We start from the raw sequence: 21142 nt of genomic DNA on the forward strand, positions 1-21142 counted from the left end.
TCTCGCACCGCCACTTGGGTGGCTTTCTGCTTCCTGTTCCCTCTACTTTTCGTACCGCCCGCGCGGTCCCCGGGGCCCCCCCCCCCCCGGCCCCGGGCCGGACGGGAGGCCGTCCGGCCGGGGCCGGGGAGCCGGCTACAGGGTCTTGGCCGTCGCCGGGGAGCCGGCTACAGGGCCTTGGCCGTCGCCGGGGGGCCCACGGTCAGGCCGTCGCCGGAGCGGTCCACCCGGACCGTGTCGCCGTCCCTGACCTCACCGGCGAGGATCTCCTTCGCGAGCCGGTCGCCGATGGCCGTCTGGATGAGACGGCGCAGCGGCCGGGCGCCGTACGCCGGGTCGTTGCCCTCCTCGGCCAGCCAGGCCAGGGCGTCCGGGGTGACGTCCAGCAGGATGCGGCGGTCGGCCAGCCGGTCGGCGAGCCGCGTCACCTGGAGGCCCGCGATGTGGGCCAGCTCGTCCCCGGTCAGGGCGGAGAAGACGACCAGGTCGTCGAGCCGGTTGAGGAACTCCGGCTTGAACGAGGCCCGTACGACGTCCAGCACCCGCTCCTTCTTCGCCTCGGGCTCGGTCAGGGGGTCGACCAGGAACTGGCTGCCCAGGTTGGAGGTGAGGATCAGGATGGTGTTGCGGAAGTCGACCGTCCGGCCCTGCCCGTCGGTGAGCCGGCCGTCGTCGAGCACCTGGAGCAGGATGTCGAAGACCTCGGGGTGGGCCTTCTCGACCTCGTCCAGCAGCACGACGCTGTACGGGCGGCGGCGGACCGCCTCCGTGAGCTGGCCGCCCTCCTCGTACCCGACGTAACCGGGCGGGGCACCGACGAGCCGGGCGACGCTGTGCTTCTCGCTGTACTCGCTCATGTCGATGCGGATCATGGCCCGCTCGTCGTCGAACAGGAAGTCCGCGAGGGCCTTGGCCAGCTCCGTCTTGCCCACCCCGGTCGGGCCGAGGAAGAGGAACGAACCGGTGGGCCGGTCGGGGTCGGCGATCCCCGCGCGGGTGCGGCGGACGGCGTCCGACACGGACCGCACGGCCTCGCCCTGGCCGATCAGCCGCCTGCCCAGCTCGGACTCCATGCGCAGCAGCTTCTGGGTCTCGCCCTCCAGCAGGCGTCCGGCCGGGATGCCGGTCCAGGCGCCGACGACGTCGGCGATGTCGTCCGGGCCGACCTCCTCCTTGACCATGGTGTCGACGGCGGCCTCCTGTTCGGCCTCGTCCGCCTCCGCCAGCTCTCGCTCCAGGCCGGGGATCTCCCCGTAGAGCAGCTTGGACGCGGTGTCGAAGTCGCCGTCGCGCTGGGCACGCTCCGCCTGGCCGCGCAGTTCGTCGAGGCGCTCCTTGAGCTCACCGACGCGGTTGAGGCCCTGCTTCTCCTTCTCCCAGCGGGCGGTGAGGCCGCGCAGCTCCTCCTCCTTGTCGGCGAGGTCGCGGCGGATCTTCTCCAGGCGCTGCCTGGAGCCCTGGTCGGTCTCGTTCCTGAGCGCCAGCTCCTCCATGTGCAGCCGGTCCACGGAGCGCTGGAGCTCGTCGATCTCCAGGGGGGAGCTGTCGATCTCCATGCGGAGCCGGGAGGCCGCCTCGTCGACGAGGTCGATCGCCTTGTCGGGAAGGAAGCGGGAGGTGATGTAGCGGTCCGAGAGGGTCGCGGCGGCCACCAGCGAGGAGTCGGCGATCTGGACCTTGTGGTGCGCCTCGTAGCGGCCTTTGAGCCCGCGCAGGATCGCGATGGTGTCCTCGACGGACGGCTCGGCGACCATGACCTGCTGGAAGCGGCGCTCCAGGGCGGGGTCCTTCTCGATGCGCTCGCGGTACTCGTCGAGCGTGGTGGCGCCGACCATGCGCAGCTCGCCCCGGGCGAGCATCGGCTTCAGCATGTTGCCGGCGTCCATCGCGGAGTCGCCGCCCGCGCCCGCCCCGACGACGGTGTGCAGCTCGTCGATGAAGGTGATGATCTGGCCGTCGCTCTCCTTGATCTCCGAGAGGACGGTCTTGAGGCGCTCCTCGAACTCACCGCGGTACTTGGCGCCCGCGACCATCGCACCGAGGTCCAGCGACACGAGCCGCTTGTTCCGCAGGGACTCGGGGACGTCGCCCTTGACGATGCGCTGGGCGAGGCCCTCGACGACGGCCGTCTTGCCGACGCCCGGCTCGCCGATGAGCACGGGGTTGTTCTTCGTACGGCGCGACAGCACCTGGACGACGCGGCGGATCTCCTGGTCACGGCCGATGACCGGGTCGAGCTTGCCCTCGCGCGCGGCGGCCGTGAAGTCCGTGCCGAACTTCTCCAGCGCCTTGTACTGGCCCTCGGGGTCGGGAGTGGTCACCCGGCGCCCTCCCCTGCTCTTCTCGAATGCGTCCAGCAGCTTCTTCGCACCGGCGCCCTGTCCGTCGAGGATCTCACCGGCACGGCCGCCCTTCGCCGCCAGGGCGATCAGCAGGTGCTCGGTGGAGAGGTAGTCGTCCCCGAGCTCCTTGGCGCGCCGGTCGGCGTCGGCGAGGACGGCGAGCAGCTCGCGGGTGGGCTGCGGCGGGGCGACGGTCGATCCGGTGACGCTGGGCAGCGCGCCCAGGAGCCGCTCGGTCTCCGCACGCACGGCCGCCTGGTCGGCCTCGACGGTGGCCAGCAGGTCGGTGATGTTCGCGTTGTCCTCGCCCGCGAGCAGTGCCAGCAGCAGGTGCCCGGGGGTCAGGTCCGGGTGTCCGTCCTTGACGGCCCTGCCGGTGGCCGCGTTGAGGGCGTCCCGGCTCTTGTTGGTCAGCTCGGCGTCCACGGGCGCTGTCTCCTCCTCGTACGGGGGTTCTCGGGAACCATGACTCGAACAACGGGTACAAAGTTGAGTCTATTCCACTCAATGCTGCTCCGGCACCTCTCCGGGCACCTGTCCCGCCCTCTCTCTAGGCTGGCCCCATGCCTGACGTACGCAACCCCGGCCCGGCCTACCTCGCCTTCTGGCGGGAGCGCCACGTGTGCACCCTGACCACGCTCCGCCCGGACGGCACACCGCACGTGGTGCCCGTCGGCGTGACGTACGACCCGGAGACGCGCATCGCCCGCGTCATCACCGGCGGGAACACCCGGAAGGCCGCCCACGTCCTGGCCGCGGGCCCGGAGGGGGCACGGGTCGCGGTCTGCCAGATGCAGGGGCGCCGCTGGGCGACGCTGGAGGGCCGCGCGGTGGTCCGCACGGAGCCCGAGCAGGTCGAGGACGCGGTACGCCGCTACGCGGAGCGCTACGAGCGCACACCGCGGCACAACCCGGAACGGGTCGTCATCGAGATCGCCGTCGACCGGGCGCTCGGAAAGGGCTGAACCGCCGCCCACGCATTCCGGTCAGCACAACGGCGCCATCGTGTTCAGGTCACGATGGCGCCGTTGTGTGGGGGAAGTGCCGGAACGACATGGAACGACGGGGGAATCGTTCAGGCACTGCGGGGGGTGGCGGAAATGGTTTCTGGTTCGAACAGCTCGTGGTCACGCTGATCGAGATTCACGAAAATCATGCCGTACCGCACGGCACATCGAACAGGCTGAGGCGCTCCGCGCGGCCGGCGAAGACAGCGATAGGCGCGGATGTCGTCATCCGTTTCCATCACGACGACGATCGGCTCTCCGAACAGGGTGACCATCAACGAATCGCCCTGGCGGGTGAGCGCCGTGAGCAGATCGATGAAATGCCACCCTGAGCGATATGCCGTGGCCATCTCCCGTCGGAAGGTGCGGTCGTCCGGTGGGGTGGTCATGCGCCCGCTGCGCCCTTCGGCGCACCCCAGCTGATCTCGTCCGAGGCCACCGTGGGCATGCCCCAGCTGATCTCGTCACCCGGAGCCGCCTTCACGGACCAGCTGATCTCGTCACCCGGAGCCGCCTTCACGGACCAGCTGATCTCGTCCGCCCCCACCGCCTGCTCCGACCAGCTGATCTCACCCGGCCCGGATGCGCTGCCGGCCACGCCGCTCGCCACGCCGAAGGCCAGGGCCACGGCAAATGCGCCGGCAAGCACCGAGCGAAGCTTTCGCATGTCCATAGTCGGCTTCGTCCTCACTTGTGGATTCCTCTCCCCCGCACCCACGACGATGTCTCACCTGGGCCCCACAACGCCACGGGGACGATGCATCATGTTCCTGCATGTTCAGGAACATGGGGGGTGGAGATATGACCACAAGCCACACAAGAGGGACACATCCTCACGGGATCGCCGACCTGTGTGAGGAGGGCAAGCGTCTCTACGCCAGCGCCCTGCGTTCCGGTCGCATTTCCCGCGCGGAGGTCGGCCCCGCCCCCTGCCTGATGGACTTCGCCCTCCTGCACCCCGACCCGGACGACTCCGCCTGGCTCAGGCCCGTCCCCCCGTCCGCCGCGCTGGCCCAGCGCCTGCACCCCATCGAGCGGGAGATCAAGGAACGCCGGCGCAGGTCCGTCGAGCTAGCCGAGTCCTTCGAACCGTTCATGGACATCAGCGCCCAGGACCCGCCGACCACCCACGCCATCACGGTGCTGGAGGGCGGCCACCGGATCAACGCCGCCCTCGACCTCGCCACCGCCGAGTGCCGCCGGGAGGTCCTCACCGTCCAGCCGGGCGGGGACCGGGGCGAGGACCGCCTCAGCGAGGGGCTGGAACGCGCCCTGTCGGTCGTCGGCCGGGGCGTCAGCATGCGCACGCTCTACCAGCACACCGTCCGGCACAGCCAGGGGACGCTCGCCTACGCGGCACGCCTGGCCAACGACAAGGTGGAGATCCGCACCCTGGAGGAGCTCATCGAGCGCCTCCTGGTCTTCGACCGGACGGTGGCGTTCATCCCCGCCCAGAACGACGACCAGGTCGCCCTCGAACTGCGCCACCCCGGGCTCGTGAACTACCTGGTGAAGGTCTTCGAGCAGCTGTGGAGCCGGGCGTCCCCGCTGCTCGGCGAGGTGCGGTACGACCCGCCGACCAAGGGCATCAGCGGTGTCCAGCGCTCCATCGCCCAGCTCCTCGTCGAGGGGCACGTGGACGACTCGATCGCCCGCCGCCTCGGCATGAACGTCCGCACCTGCCGGTCCCACGTGGCGAAGCTGTCCGCCACCCTCGGCAGCACGAGCCGGGCCCAGCTCGGCTATCTGATCGCCCGGTCCGGCATGCTGGACGAGGACTCCTGACCCGGAGCCCCGGCCACGCGCCCCCGCACGCCGGCACGGCGAAGGGGCCGGCCCGCAAGCCCGAAGGCTCCCGGACCGGCCCCTTCCCGGTCGCTTCAGTCCTTCGGCCGCTTGGGCCGCCAGACCACCAGTGCGCTCGTGTGCTGCACGTCCTGGTACGGAACCAGGTCGCGCCGGTAGGAGGCGTGCACCTGGGCCTCGCGCTGCTGCATGGCGACGGCCGCGCCGTCCACCGCCGCGGAGAGCTCGGCGACGCGCTGCTGGAGCGCGGCGACCTGGTTCTCCAGCTCGATGATCCGCTTGATGCCCGCGAGGTTGATGCCCTCGTCCTGCGACAGCTGCTGCACGGTGCGCAGCAGCTCGATGTCACGGGCCGAGTAACGCCGGCCGCGCCCCGCCGTACGGTCGGGCGAGACCAGGCCGAGACGGTCGTACTGGCGCAGTGTCTGCGGGTGCAGGCCCGAGAGCTGGGCCGCGATCGAGATCACGTAGACCGGTGATTCATCGGTCAGCTGGTACGGATTGCGTCGACGGCCGTCCATCTCAAGCTCCCTTCGCAGCCTGGAACAGCTCCGCCCGCGGGTCCTCCCCCGCGGTCGCCTTCCGGTAGGCCTCCAGCGCGTCCCGGGCGTCCGCGCCGAGCTCCGTGGGCACGGACACCTCGACGGTGACCAGGAGGTCGCCCCGGGTGCCGTCCTTGCGCACGGCGCCCTTGCCCCGGGCCCGCATGGTACGTCCGTTGGGCGTGCCCGGCGGGAGTTTCAGGGTGACCGGGGGTCCGCCGAGCGTGGGCACCTTGACCTCGCCGCCGAGCGCCGCCTCCGGGAAGGTGACGGGCACGGTGACGGTGAGGTTGTCGCCCTTGCGGCCGAACACCGGGTGCGCGTCGACGTGGACGACGACGTAGAGGTCGCCGGCCGGACCGCCGCGCTCGCCCGGGCTGCCCTTGCCGCGCAGCCGGATCCGCTGGCCGTCCGACACCCCCGCGGGGATCCTGACCTGCATGGTGCGGGCGGACTTCGCCCGGCCGCTGCCCTTGCAGACGTCGCAGGGGTCCTGGGCGATGAGGCCCCGGCCCTTGCAGTCGACGCAGGGGTCGGTCAGCGAGAAGCCGCCGCCGGTGCCGCGCGACACCTGGCCGGTGCCGACGCACGTCGGGCAGACCCTCGGGGTGCCGTTCTTGTCGCCGGTGCCCGAACACGCCTTGCAGGGTGCCTGGCTGGACATCCGCAGCGGGACCGTGGCCCCGTCGACCGCCTCGGTGAAGCTGAGCGTCACCTCGGACTCGATGTCCTGGCCGCGCCGCGGCTGGACACGGGTGCCCGCACCGCCGCGGTTGAACAGTCCGCCGAAGACGTCGCCCAGACCGCCGCCGCCCCCGCCGCCGAACCCGCCGCCGCCGGGCGCCTGGCCACCGCCGGGGGCGCCTCCGAAGAGGTCGCCCAGGTCGAAGTTGAAGTTGCCGCCCGCGCCGCCGGGACCCGGCCGGAAGCCTCCGTTGCCGAAGAGGGCGCGCGCCTCGTCGTACTCCTTGCGCCGCTTCGGGTCACCGAGGACGTCGTTCGCCTCGGAGATCGCCTTGAAGCGCTCCTCGGCCTTGGCGTCGCCCTTGTTGGCGTCCGGGTGGTTCTCGCGGGCGAGCTTCCGGTACGCCTTCTTGACCTCGGCGTCGGTGGCGTCCTTGGGGACGCCGAGAACCTTGTAGTAGTCCTTCTCGACGAAGTCCTTCGTGCTCATCGACGTCCCTCCTTCCGGACGATCGGCCGTGCGGCCGGCCCGGTGGCCGGCCGCACGCCCCGTCGGTGTGCACCGCAGTGGTCGGACGGAATGTCAGACCTCTTCGGTGCCACCGCTCTCCTCGTCGTCTGCCTTCTCTTCCTTCGCCGCCGCGGGCGCGGCGCCCGGCTGCGGCTCGGCCACGGCCACGCGCGCGGGGCGGATGGTGCGCTCCCCGATGCGATACCCGGGCTGCAGGATCGCCACGCAGGTCGTCTCGGTGACGTCCGGCGCGTACGAGTGCATCAGGGCCTCGTGGATCGTCGGGTCGAAGGGCTCGCCCTCCTTGCCGAACTGCTGGAGGCCCAGCTTCGCGACGATCGTCTCCAGCGACTCGGCCACCGACTTGAAGCCGCCGACCAGCTCGCCGTGCTCCCGCGCCCGGCCGACGTCGTCCAGCACCGGCAGGAGCTCGGTCAGCAGACCCGCTGCCGCGACCTCCTTGACCGTCACCCGGTCGCGCTCGACGCGGCGGCGGTAGTTCTGGTACTCGGCCTGGAGCCGCTGGAGGTCGCCCGTGCGCTCGTTGAGCGCGGTACGCACCTGGTCCAGCTGAGCCGTCAGTGCCGCTGTCTGCTGTACGTCCCCGGCCGGGGCCGCCGCCTCCTCCTCGGAGGGGGCGGCGGCGGCCTTCGGCTCGGCGTCGTCGGAGCTGGCGCCGGAGGGGACGTCAGGCTTCTCTTCGAAGCCCGGAGTCTCCTCGGTCACGCCGCACCGCCCTTCGTGTCCTTCTCGTCGTCCACGATCTCGGCGTCGACGACGTCGTCGTCGGCCTTGGCCTGGCCGTCGCCCGGCGCCTCGGCACCCGGCGCGCCACCCTCGGTCTGGGTGTTGGCGTACATCGCCTGGCCCAGCTTCTGGGAGACGGCCGCGACCTTCTCGGTGGCCGTGCGGATCTCGGCGGTGTCCTCGCCCTTGAGCTTCTCCTTCAGCTCGGTGAGCGCGGTCTCCACCTCCGTCTTCACGTCGCCGGGGACCTTGTCCTCATTGTCCTTGAGGAACTTCTCCGTCTGGTAGACGAGCTGCTCGCCCTGGTTGCGGGACTCGGCGGCCTCACGGCGGCGGTGGTCCTCGTCGGCGTACTGCTCGGCCTCTTCGCGCATCCGGTTGACCTCGTCCTTCGGCAGCGAGGAGCCACCGGTGACGGTCATCTTCTGCTCCTTGCCGGTGCCGAGGTCCTTGGCCGCGACGTGCATGATGCCGTTGGCGTCGATGTCGAAGGCGACCTCGATCTGCGGCACACCGCGCGGGGCCGGCGGCAGACCGGTGAGCTCGAACATCCCGAGCTTCTTGTTGTACGCCGCGATCTCGCGCTCGCCCTGGTAGACCTGGATCTGCACGGACGGCTGGTTGTCCTCGGCCGTCGTGAAGATCTCGGAACGCTTGGTCGGGATCGTGGTGTTGCGCTCGATGAGCTTCGTCATGATCCCTCCCTTGGTCTCGATGCCGAGGGACAGCGGGGTCACGTCGAGGAGCAGGACGTCCTTGACCTCGCCCTTGAGGACACCGGCCTGGAGCGAGGCGCCGATGGCGACGACCTCGTCCGGGTTCACACCCTTGTTGGCGTCCTGACCGCCGGTGAGCTCCTTGACGAGCTCGGCGACGGCCGGCATACGGGTCGAGCCACCGACGAGAACGACGTGGTCGATCTCGGAGAGCTGGATGCCCGCGTCCTTGATGACGTTGTGGAACGGGTTCTTGCAGCGGTCCAGGAGGTCCGCGGTCAGCTGCTGGAACTGCGAGCGCGTGAGCTTCTCGTCCAGGTGCAGCGGGCCCTCGGCGGACGCCGTGATGTAAGGCAGGTTGATCGTGGTCTCGGTCGAGGACGAGAGCTCGATCTTCGCCTTCTCCGCGGCCTCGCGGAGACGCTGGAGAGCCATCTTGTCCTTGGACAGGTCCACGCCGTGCCCGTTGGCGAACTGCTTCACCAGGTGGTCGACGACCCGCTGGTCCCAGTCGTCACCACCGAGGTGGTTGTCACCGTTGGTGGCCTTCACCTCGACGACGCCGTCGCCGATCTCCAGGAGGGACACGTCGAAGGTGCCGCCACCGAGGTCGAAGACGAGGATCGTCTGGTCGTCCTTGTCAAGGCCGTACGCCAGGGCGGCGGCGGTCGGCTCGTTGACGATGCGCAGGACGTTGAGGCCCGCGATCTCACCGGCCTCCTTGGTCGCCTGACGCTCGGAGTCGTTGAAGTACGCCGGGACGGTGATCACCGCGTCGGTGACCTTCTCGCCCAGGTAGGACTCGGCGTCGCGCTTCAGCTTCTGCAGGATGAAGGCGCTCATCTGCTGCGGGTTGAAGTTCTTGCCGTCGAGCTCGATCTTCCAGTCCGTGCCCATGTGGCGCTTGACCGAACGGATCGTCCTGTCGACGTTGGTGACCGCCTGGCGCTTCGCGACCTCGCCGACGAGCACCTCGCCGTTCTTGGCGAAGGCGACGACGGACGGCGTGGTCCTGGCGCCCTCGGCGTTGGTGATGACGGTGGGCTCGCCGCCTTCGAGAACGCTGACGACGGAGTTAGTCGTGCCCAGGTCGATGCCGACCGCACGTGCCATTTCAATTCCTCCAGATGACTACTTGAGTGGATCTGACTCAAGGATGCATGACACCCACCCCGGAGTCAAAGGACCTGAGTCGCTTACGCTCAACTTATGTGCTCAGACATGCCTTGATCAGGTGTTTTCTCTGGCAGGAGCGATGCACGAGGTGCGCCGGACGGGCAGCGGGACCGCCCCCGGGACGGCCGCGACCGCGACACCTTCCCTGTGCGGCGCGCCGCACACTCCTCTCCCACCTTCGCACCGTGGGATCGTTCTGTCACAAAATGCATCGAGACGGTCATACCGTCCCGTCATCGACTCCGGGCAGGTGCAATGCGGAACGCGAAGCGGACGGCGACACGAAGAACACGGGGCACGCGAGGGGCGCGAGGGACGCAGGGGGCACAGAGGACCGGAACGCAGGGGGCGCGGGGGCCACGCCGGACGCGAGGGGCGCAGCACCCCGCCACAGGGGCGGCCACCGACGCCGCGGCACGCCTCGCCGGGGCCGCCGCACGGGCCGCCGGGACGGCTCGTGCGGCCGCGGTGGCCCGCGCCGCGCGGGCGGCCGACCGTCTGGCCGGCGCGCTCGCGGCCATGACCGCCAAACGCACGCTGGACGTGGTGCTCGGCTCGTCGCTGCTGCTCCTGGCGGCCCCGGCGCTCGCGCTCGCCGCCCTGGTCCTGGCGCTCCAGCCACCCCCGGGCCGGAGCGGCGTACTGCGGCGCGAGACGCGGATCGGGCTCCGCGGCCGGTCCTTCGAACTGCGCTCGCTGCGCACCCGGCGGTTCCGGCTCGACCTGCTCTCCCGGCTGCCGCACGTCGTGCGGGGAGACCTCTCGCTCGTCGGCCCGGCGCCGCTCACCCCCGAGGAGACCGCCCGCCTCGGGCCCGCCCCGGCGCGCTGGCGGCACTCGGTCCGGCCGGGACTGACCGGTCTGGCCCAGGTGCGGGCCCGCTCCGGAATGCCCTGGGACGAACCCGCCCTCCTGGACGCGCACTACGCAGAGCATCATGGGACGGGGCTCGACCTGGTGATCCTGGCGCGATCCGCACACATCCCCCTCCGTGCGGCCGTCCGCGGACTGCGCCACCCGGGAAAGGCCCGTCCGAGCGACACAGATCACCGACTGCCCGGCTACAGCGTGGCGGAATAAGTGGATAGTGTCAGCACAGACTGATTAAGTTACTGCTTAGTAATCACTTGTACGCGCTGGATCCCACCCTCGCAGGCCCGAGGAGCCCCACATGCAACTCGCCGCGATCATCGTGTCGCTGGTGCTGACCGTCGTCGGCGTTGCGCTCATCGCCCGAGCCGTCGCGCAGATCTACCGGTTCGTCCGCCTCGGACAGCCGGTGCCGGCAGGCAGCCGCACCGACGACCCCAAGCAGCGCACGATCACCCTGGTCAAGGAATTCCTCGGCCACACCCGGATGAACCGGTGGGGGATCGTGGGCTTCGCCCACTGGTTCGTCGCCATCGGCTTCCTGACCCTGCCACCGACGCTGCTGCAGGCGTACGGGCAGCTCTTCCGGGCCGACTGGGTCCTGCCGATCGTCGGCGGATGGCTGCCGTTCGAGATGTACATCGAGTTCATCGGCATCATGACCGTGCTCGGCATCGTCACGCTGATGGCCATCCGGCTCCTGAACCTGCCCTCCCGGGCGGGCCGCAAGTCGCGCTTCGCCGGCTCCAAGGCCTGGCAGGCGTACTTCGTCGAGTACGTCATCCTCGTGATCGGCCTCGCGATCCTGGCCCTGCGCGGGCTGGAGGGCGCGATCCACCACGTCGAGGGCTACGAGGCCGCGTACTTCGTCTCGTACCCCCTGGTCCTCGCCTTCAAGGGCCTGGCGCTCGGCACCCTCCAGAACCTCATCTACCTCACCGCGATGATCAAGATCGGCACCTCGCTGATCTGGATGATCACGGTCTCCCTCAACACCAACATGGGTGTCGCCTGGCACCGCTTCCTCGGCTTCCCGAACATCTGGTTCAAGCGGAACGCCGACGGTGCGGTCGCGCTCGGCGCCCTGCAGCCGATGACCACGGGCGGCAAGGAGATCGACTGGGAGGACCCGGGCGAGGACGACACCTTCGGCGTCTCCCAGGTCGAGCAGTTCTCCTGGAAGGGCATCCTCGACTTCTCCACGTGCACCGAGTGCGGTCGCTGCCAGTCGCAGTGCCCCGCCTGGAACACCGGCAAGCCGCTGTCCCCGAAGCTCCTGGTCATGTCCCTGCGCGACCACGCGCACGCCAAGGCGCCGTACCTGCTGGCCGGCGGCGGCAAGGACATGGAGGGCAACGAGAAGGCCACCGCGGAGCAGCTCGAGGACGTCCCCGCGGCCGCACTCGCCGAGGCCGAGCGCCCGCTGATCGGCACCGCCGAGGAGAACGGCGTCATCGACCCGGACGTGCTGTGGTCCTGCACCACCTGCGGCGCGTGCGTGGAGCAGTGCCCGGTCGACATCGAGCACATCGACCACATCGTCGACATGCGCCGCTACCAGGTGATGATCGAGTCCGCGTTCCCGTCCGAGGCGGGCACGATGCTCAAGAACCTGGAGAAGAAGGGCAACCCCTGGGGGCTCGCCAAGAAGCAGCGCGTCGAGTGGACCAAGGAGGTCGACTTCGAGGTCCCGATCGTCGGCAAGGACGTCGAGGACCTCAGCGAGGTCGACTACCTGTACTGGGTCGGCTGCGCCGGCGCCCTGGAGGACCGCGCCAAGAAGACGACGAAGGCCTTCGCGGAGCTCCTGCACATCGCGGGCGTCAAGTTCGCGATCATGGGCGGCGACGAGAAGTGCACCGGTGACTCCGCCCGCCGCCTCGGCAACGAGCCGCTGTTCCAGCAGCTCGGCCAGGAGAACGTCGCGATGCTGAACATGGCGTTCGGCGAGTCCCTCGACGACGAGGGCGGCGTGGACGAGTCGACCAGGAAGCCGAAGGCGACGAAGAAGATCGTCGCGACCTGCCCGCACTGCTTCAACACCATCGCGAACGAGTACCCGCAGCTCGGCGGCGAGTACGAGGTCATCCACCACACGCAGCTGCTCCAGCACCTGGTGGACGAGGGCCGGCTGATCCCCGTGACGCCGGTCGAAGGCCTGATCACGTACCACGACCCCTGCTACCTGGGCCGGCACAACAAGATCTACACGCCCCCGCGCGAGATCATCGCCAAGGTCCCGGGCCTGCGGAACGAGGAGATGCACCGGCACAAGGAGCGCGGCTTCTGCTGCGGCGCCGGCGGTGCCCGTATGTGGATGGAGGAGCGGATCGGCAAACGCATCAACAACGAGCGCGTCGACGAAGCCCTCTCGCTCGACCCGGACATCGTGTCCACCGCGTGCCCGTTCTGCCTCGTCATGCTGACCGACTCGGTCAACGGCAAGAAGAACGACGGCAAGGCGAAGGAGTCGGTGCAGGTCGTCGACGTGTCGCAGCTGCTCCTGGACTCGGTGAAGACGCCCGCCGATCCGGAGGGCGAGGCGGAGCCGGCCGGGTCGGAGCCGGAACCCGTCCCGTAGCCGTCCCGCACCACGGAAGCGGCCGGACCTGCCTCGGGGGCAGGACCGGCCGCTTCGGTCCGTCCCGGGACCGGCACGGGCGCGCCGGAGGCACCCGGGGGCGGCACGGGCGCCGGAGACACCGCCCGGCACGGGCTCCTGCGGCCTCCGGCACCCGGACGGGGGTACACCGCGCTTTCGTCCCGGGGGCGTCGCGGACGGGCCGGACAGGGCACGGAGGGCCGGGCGGCGACCGGGCCCAGGGCGGAGCACCGCGGGCGGTCAGGAGATCCCCGGCGTGCCCGCAACGGGCAGGGGACGGGCCGCAACGGGCCGCAACGGGCCAGGACGGGCCGGGACGGGGTGGGGCAGGCCCCCCGGGGTCCCCCTAGGGGATGTCACAGCTAGGCCGCAAAGGGCCCCGTGTTCCCCCGGCCCCCACACCGCACCGGCACGGACCAGGTACGTTCGTCGTGTGGCTGGATTCAGGATCGGACGCGGCCGGGACAACCGCACACAGCAACAACACCCGCAGCAGCAACAGCCGTACGGCGCGCAGTCATCACCGCCGCCCTACGGCAGGCAGTCGTGGCCCCCGGCAGGGGGCGACGGAGCACCGTACGGAGGCCCCCAGGGCGCGCCGTACGGCGGCGGGCACGGCGGCAACGGACACGGGGGTGGCAACGGACACGCGGGCGGACACGGCGAACCGGAGTACTTCGGCGACCCGTACCACCAGCCCTCGCAGCAGGACCCCTACGCCAACGCCCCGGGGCACACCCAGGCGTTCAGCATCGGCGAGGACCCGTACGGCGACGGGAACACCTACCAGGCCGGCCAGGCCCCGGCGCAGCCCTCGGGCCCCCGGCTGCACTGGAAGCAGCTGCTGAGCGGCATCGTGCTGCGGCCGGGACCGACGTTCTGGCAGATGCGCGACTACCCCGTGTGGGGCACCGCGATCACCGTCACGTTCGTCTACGGGCTGCTCGCGCTCTTCGGCTTCGACCAGGCGCGCGACGACGCCATCCACGCGGAGGTCTCGACGGCCGCCCCGTACGTGATCTTCACCGGTGTCGGCTTCGTCATCGGCGGACTGGTCCTGGGCGCGGTGACCCACACCCTGGCCCGGCAGCTCGGCGGCACGGGCGCGTGGCAGCCGACGGTGGGCCTGTCGATGCTCATCATGTCGATCACGGACGCACCACGCCTGGTCTTCGCCCTGTTCCTCGGCGGCGAGAACTCCCTGGTGCAGATCCTCGGCTGGGTCACCTGGCTGGCCGCCGGAGCGCTGTTCACCTCGATGGTGAGCAAGTCGCACGACCTGCCGTGGCCGAAGGCCCTCGGCGCCTCCGCGATCCAGCTGATCGCACTGCTCTCGATCATCAAGCTCGGCACGATCTGATCCGGTCGACGCCGACCGGAAACGGTCGGCCTCGATCGGAAACGGTCGGACGTGCGGAAGGGCCCCGGTGCCGTGCACCGGGGCCCTTCCGCACGGCTGCCGCCCGAGAGCTGCGCGTCGAGGACTGCGGGTCGAGGACTACGAGTCGAGCACCTGGCCCGTGCGACGGACGACCGGCCTCTCCACGCTCCACGGGAAGTTGATCCACTGATCGGTCCTCTTCCACACGTACTCGCACTGCACGAGCGACTGCGGCTTCTCGTAGATGACCGCGCTGCGCACCTCGGCCACGTGGTCGATGCAGAAGTCGCGGACCAGCTTCAGCGTCTTGCCGGTGTCGGCGACGTCATCGGCGATCAGGACCTTCTTCCGCGTGAAGTCGATGGCGTTGGGGACGGGAGCCAGCATGACCGGCATCTCCAGCGTGGTCCCGATGCCGGTGTAGAACTCGACGTTCACCAGATGGATGTTCTTGCAGTCCAGGGCGTAGGCCAGACCACCCGCGACGAAGACCCCGCCGCGCGCGATGCTCAGCACGACGTCGGGCTCGAAGCCGTCGTCGGCGACCGCCTGGGCCAGCTCGCGCACGGCGTGCCCGAAGGCCTCGTACGTCAGATTCTCCCGCGCTTCAGCAGCCATGCAGTATCACACCTGAGTCCGATGGAAATTCATGTAGGAACGCGAGGCCGTCGGGCCTCGCTGGCCCTGATAACGCGATCCGTACCGCTCGGATCCGTACGGGAATTCGGAGGACGAGGACAGCCGGAACATGCACAGCTGCCCGATCTTCATTCCCGGCCAGAGCTTTATCGGCAGCGTCGCCAGATTCGAGAGCTCCAGGGTGACGTGGCCCGAGAAGCCGGGGTCGATGAACCCGGCGGTGGAATGCGTCACCAGCCCGAGCCGGCCGAGCGAGCTCTTCCCCTCCAGGCGCGACGCCAGGTCGTCGGGGAGCGAGATGACCTCGTACGTCGAGGCCAGGACGAACTCCCCGGGGTGGAGGATGAACGCCTCGTCGCCCTCGGGCTCGACCTGGCGGGTCAGGTCGACCTGCTCCACGGCGGGGTCGATATGCGGATAGCGGTGGTTCTCGAACACCCGGAAGTAGCGGTCCAACCGCACATCGATGCTCGAGGGCTGCACCATCGAAGCGTCGAACGGGTCAATGCGAACCCGCCCGGCATCGATCTCGGCCCGGAGGTCCTTATCTGAGAGAAGCACCCACCGAGGATACGCAGAACGCGCGAGCCGACCCCAACCGGACCGCCCCGCGCGCCTGCGCCCTTGCCCTAACGCTCCTCGAACGCCACGGGAACAGCCTGCCGCAACCGCGCACAGCGCGGGCAGCGCATGAGCCGCCCGGGCCCGATCCGCTCGGCCCCGAGCTGCTGCATCGGGAACGACGACGCGGCAAAAACGTGCCCTTCGGCACAGCGGACGACGGTGCGCTCCATCGACTCCATCAAGTCCCTTCCCCAACCAGCCTTGGACGAGATCGCCACATTAGGGGATGAACAGGACGCCACTCCAGGCGGCACTCCGACCACTCACGCTACGCCTTCAACTACCGCGCCCCACCACCGCATCCACCCACCGGAACGCCCCGCGGACCCCACGGCGAGCACACCGGGGGCCAGCGATGGGGTAGAGTGTGCGACGATGCACAGCCGATCATGGCGTGCCTCGCGGGTGTAGTTTAATGGTAGAACATGAGCTTCCCAAGCTCAGAGCGCGAGTTCGATTCTCGTCACCCGCTCCATGAAAAAGCCCCAGGCCAACGGCCGGGGCTTCTTTGTATGCAGCACCTTGTCACCGTCCGGTCGGCCCCCAGCGGCTCCTCCCTGGATAATCGGGGTATGGCATCACAGCCCAGCCTTTCCGATCTCCGCCGTGCCAAGTTTGCCCGGCGCGCACCCGCGGCGCTCTCCGAGCTCGCCGGCCCCGAGCACGGCACAGTGAGCCTGCCACTCCACCTGGCGTGGTCGGGACTGACCACTTTCGACCTCGATCAGCCCCGGCTGCGGATGAGCTACTACCGCATCGTGCTGGCCGAGGGCCAGCACGATGATCTGGTCCGGTATCTCAATCGCAGCCTCCTCGTCAGCTTGTGGCCCACACTGCGCACACTGATCAGCCGTGATGTCCGTGAAGTCTGGGAACGCGCCTTCGACGAGTTGGCTCACAGCGCCCAGGCCGCGGCGTGAACCTCACCGACCTGCACCGTCGCTTGCTGGCAGACGTGCTTGCCGTAGGCGGTGCATACCCTCTGGCGCTTACCGGTGGCTACGCGGTCCAAGCGCACGGCCTGGTCGACCGGCTCAGCCAGGACCTCGACGTCGCGACCGAGAACCCCGAGCGTATGGAGGACATTGCGACTGCCGTGCGCATCGGCTTGGAGCAGCGCGGGTGGCAGGTCAGTGCTCTGGAAGCAGACCCCCTGTCCGCGCGCCTGATCGTCACCGATCCCACCAGCCGTGAAGAGTGCGAAGTCGACATCCTCAAGGAAGCCCTCTGGCGACCACCTGTGCAGACCGAGCACGGCTTGGTGCTGTCACTCGAGGATGTCGTCGGAACCAAGGTCCGCGCGCTGTCCGACCGCGGGCTCGCCAGAGACCTGATCGACGTTCAGACGCAGCGAACCAGTGGAGTCACGTCGAACTCGAAGAACTCGGACGGCGCCATGCCCGCGACTCCTTCGACCTGAGCGAGCTGCAAGCTCGGCTGGGCGGAGCCGACTGGATCGACGACACGGAATTCGCCGCCTACGGACTCGACGAGCAAGCAATCTCCAGGCTGCGGCAGTGGGCACAGACTTGGGCCGGCGACATCGGCGAACGACTCCAGGAGCGGGAAACTCCGCACGAAGGCTGAGGGCCGCACAGAGACCGGACGTGCTCGGCAGGATGCACCTCAGGTTGCTCAGCCCTCAACGACCGTGCCACATCCGTGCCCTTCGGAGGGGACAGCAGCGGTCAAGCACGGCGCCCAGAGACCACGTGGGCCTCGACCGATCCAGGCAAATATGCAGGTCAAGGCAGCTACAGCCGTCCAAGAACCGCTGATTCCCAAGCTCAGTGCGCGAGTTCGATTCTCGTCACCCGCACTCCCCCACGAACCCTCAGGTCAACGGCCGTGGGGTTCGTCGTTTCCTGGACGCGGTGTGGGCCGCGTGCCCTTTACGCGACCCAAGTCGACGCACGGTGCCCTCCTCGGGGCGCTCATGTACGGCGCTGGACAACTCGCCGCCCGGGCACGCCGGGTAGCGAATGGCCCTTCCTTCGCCCTGCACGCGTGCCCTCGGCGCCCACCAGCCACCGCGGGGAAGCCCAGATCGGATTTCCTGATCGCGGCAGGAGCCGCATTCGAGGGCATCCGTCCCTCGGGCCACGAGAGTTATCGGTCCTGCGACCGGCAGCAATCCGCCGATGTCCCTCTGCAGCGTGAGGGGAGCATTCTTCAGCGGGCTGAATGATTCCCTGCCCATACCGTGGGGATTCGGCCTGACCACGGACTTGCCTGTTCGAGTTGTCCGGCGAGGCGGAAGAGCCGGCCTTCGAGGCCATATCCGGCGGCGAACTGCATGCCGACCGGGAGCCCCGTCCCGGCGTCGGCCGTCACGGGTACGGATATGGCGGGTGTGCCTGCCACATTGAACGGCATGGTGAACGGCGACAGGTCATTGATGCGCTCGATCCAGCCGAGGCCGTCCAGTGCCTCCGCACCCTCCGTGTGAGTGCCGAGAGACACGGGAGGCTCCGGCAGGGTTGGCGTGAGGAGGATGTCGTACTCGTCGAAGTACCGCGCCAGGCTTCGGGCCACCCGGTTCCGCATCGCGAGAGCGGTGTGGAATTGCGCGCCGCCGACCCGATGCCCGTAGTGGTAGCCGGCGAGGGTCGCCGGTTCAAGGGTCGAGGAGTCGATGGGACGGCCGAAGGCTGCGGCCAGCCCGTGGACCAGGGTGGTGAGGTTCACCGTCATGAGTCGGGTGTTGGCCAGGACGAATTCCTCCCAGCCGACGCCGAGGCCGACCTCAACCTCCGTTACCTGATGACCAAGGAATTCAAGCAACCGCACGGTGCGGGAGAGGGCGTCGGTCACCGGTGCGGTGGTGCGGTGTCCGCCCCACGCCTGGGCGAGAACACCGATGCGCAACGAGCCCGGATGACGGGTGACTTCCTCCGCGTACGGCCGTGACGGCTGCGGGGCGAAGTAGGGGTCGCCCGATTCCGGGCCGCGTATCTGGTCAAGCAGTACCGCACTGTCGCGTACGGTGCGGCTGACGCTGCCGTGGACGGCCAGGCCGCTGAAGACCTCGTCGACGTCGGGCCCCATGGACACCCGGCCACGGGTCGGCTTGATCCCGAAGAGGCCGTTGTAAGCGGCGGGGATACGGAGCGATCCGGCGGCATCGGTGCCATGGGCGACCGGAACCACCCCGGCGGCGACAGCGGCGGCAGCGCCTCCACTGGACCCGCCTGCGCTGCGCTCCAAATCCCACGGGTTACGGGTCACGCCGTACAACGCAGATTCCGTCGAGATGCCATAAGCCATCTCCGGTGTCGTGGTGCGCCCGAACGTCACGAGGCCCGCGCGCCGGAAGCGCTGCATCAGCGAGGAGTCGGCGCCGGCGACGTTACCGGCCGCCAGGCGGCTTCCCAACTCCATCCGCCTCCCGGCCATGGCCACCGCGATGTCTTTGATCAGAAAGGGGACGCCGGCCAGTGGTGTGCTGCCAGGGGCAGGTTCGTCGTCGGTCAGCCAGGTCTCCACGACGGCGTTGATCTGCGGATCAACTGCCTGCACAGCTTGGCGTGCGACTGCCTCCAACTCGGCGGGGAGTACCTCGCCCTCGGCCACCAGCTCCGCCAGCCCGACCGCGTCGAAACTCACGTACTCAGAAACTTCCACTGTCACTCCCCACCAAGAAAGATACCGTTGAGTGCCGAACGATACCCGACGGTATCGCCTGGGTCTGACTGGTACCATGGCCAGGGCGTGAACCGCACGATCGACCGGAGTAGTCATGGCATCGACCCTCAGCAGGCCGAGCAGAGTGGCGAAGCTGCCGCCTCGTGAGCGCATTCTCGACGCCGCCGAAGAGCTCTTCGAGAGAGAAGGGATCCGGCTGGTGGGGGTCCAGGCGATCGCCGACAAGGCCGAGACCACCAAAATGGCGATCTACCGGCACTTCGAGACCAAGGACGCGCTGGTCGCGGAGTGGCTGCGGATCGTCGCCGCGGACTATCAGGCGGCTTTCGACCGGGTGGAAGCCGAATATCCCGACCGGCCCGAGGAGCAGATTCTGGGCCTGGCCCGATTCATCGCCGAGGGGCTGTCGGCGATCTCATACAGGGGTTGCCCGTTCATCAACTCCCTCGCCGAGCTTCCCGACCGCCTTCATCCGGCACGGCAAGTGATCGAGGACCACAAGGCCCACCAGACCCGCAGGCTGATCGGCATGTGCACCGAAGCTCAGATGCGCGACCCCGGACAGGCCGCGGCCGAGATCACCTTCGCACTCGAAGGAGCCCAGGTCAGCACACAGAACGGAAGCATCGATCAGACGGGAGACCGCCTGATGAAAGTTGTGGAGGGAATCGTGGACCGGCACCGCTCCCCCTCGGCGCACACAGCGCGGCCGACTGACCGTCCGCGCCCCGGCCCGAATCCCACTCAATGCAGGCATGCGAGTGCGTAGCCGTACCTTGGGATCGTCGTGGTCGTCTGCGTGATCGACGCACTGAGTTGGTCGACCGAGAGTGGCGGACGCAGAGACGTCAGCCGGGCGGACCCGGGACCCACGCAGCGCGGACCCTGCCCTCTCGGCGTTCAGCATCGAGAGCAGAAGCCCAGGCGGTGCATGCATACTCCAGCATGCTGGGTTCATGTCCTCAACGACTCGCATCACCGTCACGCTTCCCAGCGACCAGGTGGCGGAGCTTCGCAAGCTCACGGACAACGTCTCCGGCTATGTGGCGGAGGCCGTGGCCCGTCAGATCCGGCACCAGCTCCTGGGCGACGACCTCCGCCGCCATGAGGAAGAACACGGCTCCTTCAGTGACGAGGAGCTCGCTGCGGCTCACGCGAAGATCTTCGGCTCCGCCGGCTCTTCCCAGGGCGCGGACGCCGCGTGAGCGAGCGCATCGAGACCGTCGTCCTGGGCTCGGAAGGACTGTCCGCCTGGATCGCACAGGACCGCAAGCTCCTCGCGATGCTGCAGGTCTTCCACGACATGGGAGCCGACCTCGTGATCGGGGCGAACACCATCGTGGAAGTCAGCCACTCCCGCACCGACATGCCCCGCCTGAACTGGGCCCTGTCCCGAGTCAAGGTTGAGCCCGTCACCGAGCAGGCGGCGAAAGCGGCGGCCGAGCTCCTCAAAGGCGCCGGACTGCACGGCCACAAGTACGCCATCGACGCCACGGTCGCCGAGGTCGCGCTCCGCCAGCCGAAACCCGTCGCCCTACTGACGTCCGACAGCGATGACATGACCAAGCTCTGCGGCAACCAAGTCCGCATCATCCCCTTCTGACCAGACGGCCCGCCCGGAGCACGCATCGCACTGCTGGTCTTGTGCCCCATCCATGCCCAGCAGAGCGGGCAACAGCGGTCAGATACGGTTCCCAGAGAGCGGGAGCCGCTCATCTGACCAATTCAAAATTGCAGGTCAGAGCCTCTGCAGCAACCTAGTGTCCTGAGTCGGTAGTTCACTTGCGGTTATAGGGTGGGGCAATGCCTGGTCCGAAGCCGTTGCCGTTGGAACTGTCCGATCACGAACG

At 69.0% G+C, this 21142-nt stretch carries 20 protein-coding genes, 1 tRNA gene and 1 pseudogene; 11 read left to right on the top strand and 11 right to left on the bottom strand.

Going from position 1 to position 21142, the window contains the following annotated elements; translation table 11 throughout:
• Positions 1-167 precede the first annotated feature (167 nt).
• Positions 168-2768 carry an ATP-dependent chaperone ClpB gene (gene clpB, locus ABZ172_RS29045; RefSeq protein WP_356888161.1) on the bottom strand — a complete coding sequence of 867 codons (2601 nt, stop codon included), beginning with the start codon at positions 2766-2768 and terminating at the stop codon, positions 168-170.
• Between the two features lie 137 nt (positions 2769-2905).
• Between clpB and ABZ172_RS29050 the strand changes: the two genes are divergently transcribed.
• On the top strand, positions 2906-3307 hold the full coding sequence (locus ABZ172_RS29050) for a TIGR03618 family F420-dependent PPOX class oxidoreductase (protein WP_356888163.1): 402 nt from the start codon (positions 2906-2908) through the stop codon (positions 3305-3307).
• 110 nt (positions 3308-3417) lie between these two features.
• Here the strand turns inward: ABZ172_RS29050 and ABZ172_RS29055 are convergent, their stop codons facing one another.
• Both ABZ172_RS29055 and ABZ172_RS29060 read right to left on the bottom strand, forming a co-directional pair.
• The gene (locus ABZ172_RS29055) at positions 3418-3738 is read right to left on the bottom strand and encodes a hypothetical protein (RefSeq protein WP_014155382.1); all 321 of its coding nucleotides are present in this window, start codon (positions 3736-3738) and stop codon (positions 3418-3420) included.
• Complete coding sequence (locus tag ABZ172_RS29060) at positions 3735-4016, bottom strand: hypothetical protein (RefSeq protein WP_356888165.1); 282 nt, start codon at positions 4014-4016, stop codon at positions 3735-3737. Before ABZ172_RS29060 ends, ABZ172_RS29055 begins: the two co-directional genes overlap by 4 nt.
• 134 nt (positions 4017-4150) lie before the next feature.
• Between ABZ172_RS29060 and ABZ172_RS29065 the strand changes: the two genes are divergently transcribed.
• On the top strand, positions 4151-5134 hold the full coding sequence (locus ABZ172_RS29065; protein ID WP_356888167.1) for a helix-turn-helix transcriptional regulator: 984 nt from the start codon (positions 4151-4153) through the stop codon (positions 5132-5134).
• Between the two features lie 95 nt (positions 5135-5229).
• Here ABZ172_RS29065 and ABZ172_RS29070 read toward each other — a convergent pair whose 3' ends face one another.
• From ABZ172_RS29070 to dnaK, 4 genes are all read right to left on the bottom strand, one after another.
• Entirely contained in the window at positions 5230-5676 is a 447-nt protein-coding gene (locus tag ABZ172_RS29070; protein ID WP_356888169.1) for a helix-turn-helix domain-containing protein, read from the bottom strand.
• Between the two features lies 1 nt (position 5677).
• Complete coding sequence (gene dnaJ / locus ABZ172_RS29075) at positions 5678-6871, bottom strand: molecular chaperone DnaJ (RefSeq protein ID WP_356888171.1); 1194 nt, start codon at positions 6869-6871, stop codon at positions 5678-5680.
• 93 nt (positions 6872-6964) lie between these two features.
• Positions 6965-7618, bottom strand: a complete 654-nt coding sequence (gene grpE / locus ABZ172_RS29080) for a nucleotide exchange factor GrpE (RefSeq protein WP_356888173.1) — start codon at positions 7616-7618, stop codon at positions 6965-6967.
• A complete protein-coding gene (gene dnaK / locus ABZ172_RS29085; protein WP_356888175.1) occupies positions 7615-9468 on the bottom strand; it encodes a molecular chaperone DnaK in 1854 nt (617 codons plus the stop codon). Before dnaK ends, grpE begins: the two co-directional genes overlap by 4 nt.
• 582 nt (positions 9469-10050) lie before the next feature.
• Between dnaK and ABZ172_RS29090 the strand changes: the two genes are divergently transcribed.
• The 3 genes from ABZ172_RS29090 (at position 10051) to ABZ172_RS29100 (ending at position 14363) form a co-directional block, all read left to right on the top strand.
• The gene (locus tag ABZ172_RS29090) at positions 10051-10611 is read left to right on the top strand and encodes a sugar transferase (protein WP_356888177.1); all 561 of its coding nucleotides are present in this window, start codon (positions 10051-10053) and stop codon (positions 10609-10611) included.
• Positions 10612-10702: 91 nt separating this feature from the next.
• Complete coding sequence (locus ABZ172_RS29095) at positions 10703-12982, top strand: (Fe-S)-binding protein (protein ID WP_356888179.1); 2280 nt, start codon at positions 10703-10705, stop codon at positions 12980-12982.
• Positions 12983-13436: 454 nt separating this feature from the next.
• Positions 13437-14363, top strand: coding sequence for a Yip1 family protein (locus ABZ172_RS29100; protein WP_356888181.1), 927 nt, complete (start codon positions 13437-13439; stop codon positions 14361-14363).
• 138 nt (positions 14364-14501) lie between these two features.
• Here the strand turns inward: ABZ172_RS29100 and ABZ172_RS29105 are convergent, their stop codons facing one another.
• The 3 genes from ABZ172_RS29105 to ABZ172_RS29115 form a co-directional block, all read right to left on the bottom strand.
• Positions 14502-15002, bottom strand: a complete 501-nt coding sequence (locus tag ABZ172_RS29105) for a phosphoribosyltransferase (RefSeq protein WP_356888183.1) — start codon at positions 15000-15002, stop codon at positions 14502-14504.
• A 6-nt stretch (positions 15003-15008) separates the two neighbouring features.
• Positions 15009-15584, bottom strand: coding sequence for a dCTP deaminase (dcd, locus tag ABZ172_RS29110; RefSeq protein ID WP_356888185.1), 576 nt, complete (start codon positions 15582-15584; stop codon positions 15009-15011).
• Positions 15585-15652: 68 nt separating this feature from the next.
• A complete protein-coding gene (locus tag ABZ172_RS29115; protein WP_356888197.1) occupies positions 15653-15817 on the bottom strand; it encodes a hypothetical protein in 165 nt (54 codons plus the stop codon).
• Between the two features lie 231 nt (positions 15818-16048).
• Between ABZ172_RS29115 and ABZ172_RS29120 the strand changes: the two genes are divergently transcribed.
• From ABZ172_RS29120 to ABZ172_RS29130, 3 genes and pseudogenes are all read left to right on the top strand, one after another.
• A tRNA-Gly gene (locus tag ABZ172_RS29120) sits at positions 16049-16122 on the top strand.
• A 97-nt stretch (positions 16123-16219) separates the two neighbouring features.
• Entirely contained in the window at positions 16220-16567 is a 348-nt protein-coding gene (locus tag ABZ172_RS29125) for a transcriptional regulator (protein ID WP_356888187.1), read from the top strand.
• Positions 16564-17234: pseudogene (locus ABZ172_RS29130) on the top strand (nucleotidyl transferase AbiEii/AbiGii toxin family protein). Before ABZ172_RS29125 ends, ABZ172_RS29130 begins: the two are co-directional and overlap by 4 nt.
• A 585-nt stretch (positions 17235-17819) precedes the next feature.
• Here the strand turns inward: ABZ172_RS29130 and ABZ172_RS29135 are convergent.
• A complete protein-coding gene (locus ABZ172_RS29135) occupies positions 17820-19271 on the bottom strand; it encodes an amidase (RefSeq protein WP_356888189.1) in 1452 nt (483 codons plus the stop codon).
• A 115-nt stretch (positions 19272-19386) separates the two neighbouring features.
• Here ABZ172_RS29135 and ABZ172_RS29140 point away from each other — a divergent pair, with 115 nt between their 5' ends.
• The 3 genes from ABZ172_RS29140 to ABZ172_RS29150 all read left to right on the top strand — a co-directional run bounded on the left by ABZ172_RS29140 (position 19387) and on the right by ABZ172_RS29150 (position 20895).
• On the top strand, positions 19387-20061 hold the full coding sequence (locus ABZ172_RS29140; protein WP_356888191.1) for a TetR/AcrR family transcriptional regulator: 675 nt from the start codon (positions 19387-19389) through the stop codon (positions 20059-20061).
• Positions 20062-20248: 187 nt separating this feature from the next.
• Positions 20249-20497 carry a type II toxin-antitoxin system CcdA family antitoxin gene (locus ABZ172_RS29145; RefSeq protein ID WP_356888193.1) on the top strand — a complete coding sequence of 83 codons (249 nt, stop codon included), beginning with the start codon at positions 20249-20251 and terminating at the stop codon, positions 20495-20497.
• The gene (locus ABZ172_RS29150; protein WP_356888195.1) at positions 20494-20895 is read left to right on the top strand and encodes a DNA-binding protein; all 402 of its coding nucleotides are present in this window, start codon (positions 20494-20496) and stop codon (positions 20893-20895) included. Before ABZ172_RS29145 ends, ABZ172_RS29150 begins: the two co-directional genes overlap by 4 nt.
• Positions 20896-21142 lie beyond the last annotated feature (247 nt).

The sequence above is a fragment of the Streptomyces sp. NPDC006296 genome, from assembly GCF_040613235.1.
GTDB lineage: Bacteria > Actinomycetota > Actinomycetes > Streptomycetales > Streptomycetaceae > Streptomyces.

Excerpts from the sequence above, each read along its gene's own strand:
- dnaK (WP_356888175.1), bottom strand. The coding sequence starts at position 9,468 with ATGGCACGTGCGGTCGGCATCGACCTGGGCACGACTAACTCCGTCGTC.
- ABZ172_RS29055 (WP_014155382.1), bottom strand. The coding sequence starts at position 3,738 with ATGACCACCCCACCGGACGACCGCACCTTCCGACGGGAGATGGCCACG.
- ABZ172_RS29145 (WP_356888193.1), top strand. The coding sequence starts at position 20,249 with ATGTCCTCAACGACTCGCATCACCGTCACGCTTCCCAGCGACCAGGTG.
- dnaJ (WP_356888171.1), bottom strand. The coding sequence starts at position 6,871 with ATGAGCACGAAGGACTTCGTCGAGAAGGACTACTACAAGGTTCTCGGC.
- ABZ172_RS29105 (WP_356888183.1), bottom strand. The coding sequence starts at position 15,002 with ATGGCTGCTGAAGCGCGGGAGAATCTGACGTACGAGGCCTTCGGGCAC.
- ABZ172_RS29070 (WP_356888169.1), bottom strand. The coding sequence starts at position 5,676 with ATGGACGGCCGTCGACGCAATCCGTACCAGCTGACCGATGAATCACCG.
- ABZ172_RS29125 (WP_356888187.1), top strand. The coding sequence starts at position 16,220 with ATGGCATCACAGCCCAGCCTTTCCGATCTCCGCCGTGCCAAGTTTGCC.
- ABZ172_RS29095 (WP_356888179.1), top strand. The coding sequence starts at position 10,703 with ATGCAACTCGCCGCGATCATCGTGTCGCTGGTGCTGACCGTCGTCGGC.
- ABZ172_RS29050 (WP_356888163.1), top strand. The coding sequence starts at position 2,906 with ATGCCTGACGTACGCAACCCCGGCCCGGCCTACCTCGCCTTCTGGCGG.
- ABZ172_RS29065 (WP_356888167.1), top strand. The coding sequence starts at position 4,151 with ATGACCACAAGCCACACAAGAGGGACACATCCTCACGGGATCGCCGAC.
- ABZ172_RS29140 (WP_356888191.1), top strand. The coding sequence starts at position 19,387 with ATGGCATCGACCCTCAGCAGGCCGAGCAGAGTGGCGAAGCTGCCGCCT.
- ABZ172_RS29090 (WP_356888177.1), top strand. The coding sequence starts at position 10,051 with ATGACCGCCAAACGCACGCTGGACGTGGTGCTCGGCTCGTCGCTGCTG.
- ABZ172_RS29115 (WP_356888197.1), bottom strand. The coding sequence starts at position 15,817 with ATGGAGCGCACCGTCGTCCGCTGTGCCGAAGGGCACGTTTTTGCCGCG.
- ABZ172_RS29060 (WP_356888165.1), bottom strand. The coding sequence starts at position 4,016 with ATGCGAAAGCTTCGCTCGGTGCTTGCCGGCGCATTTGCCGTGGCCCTG.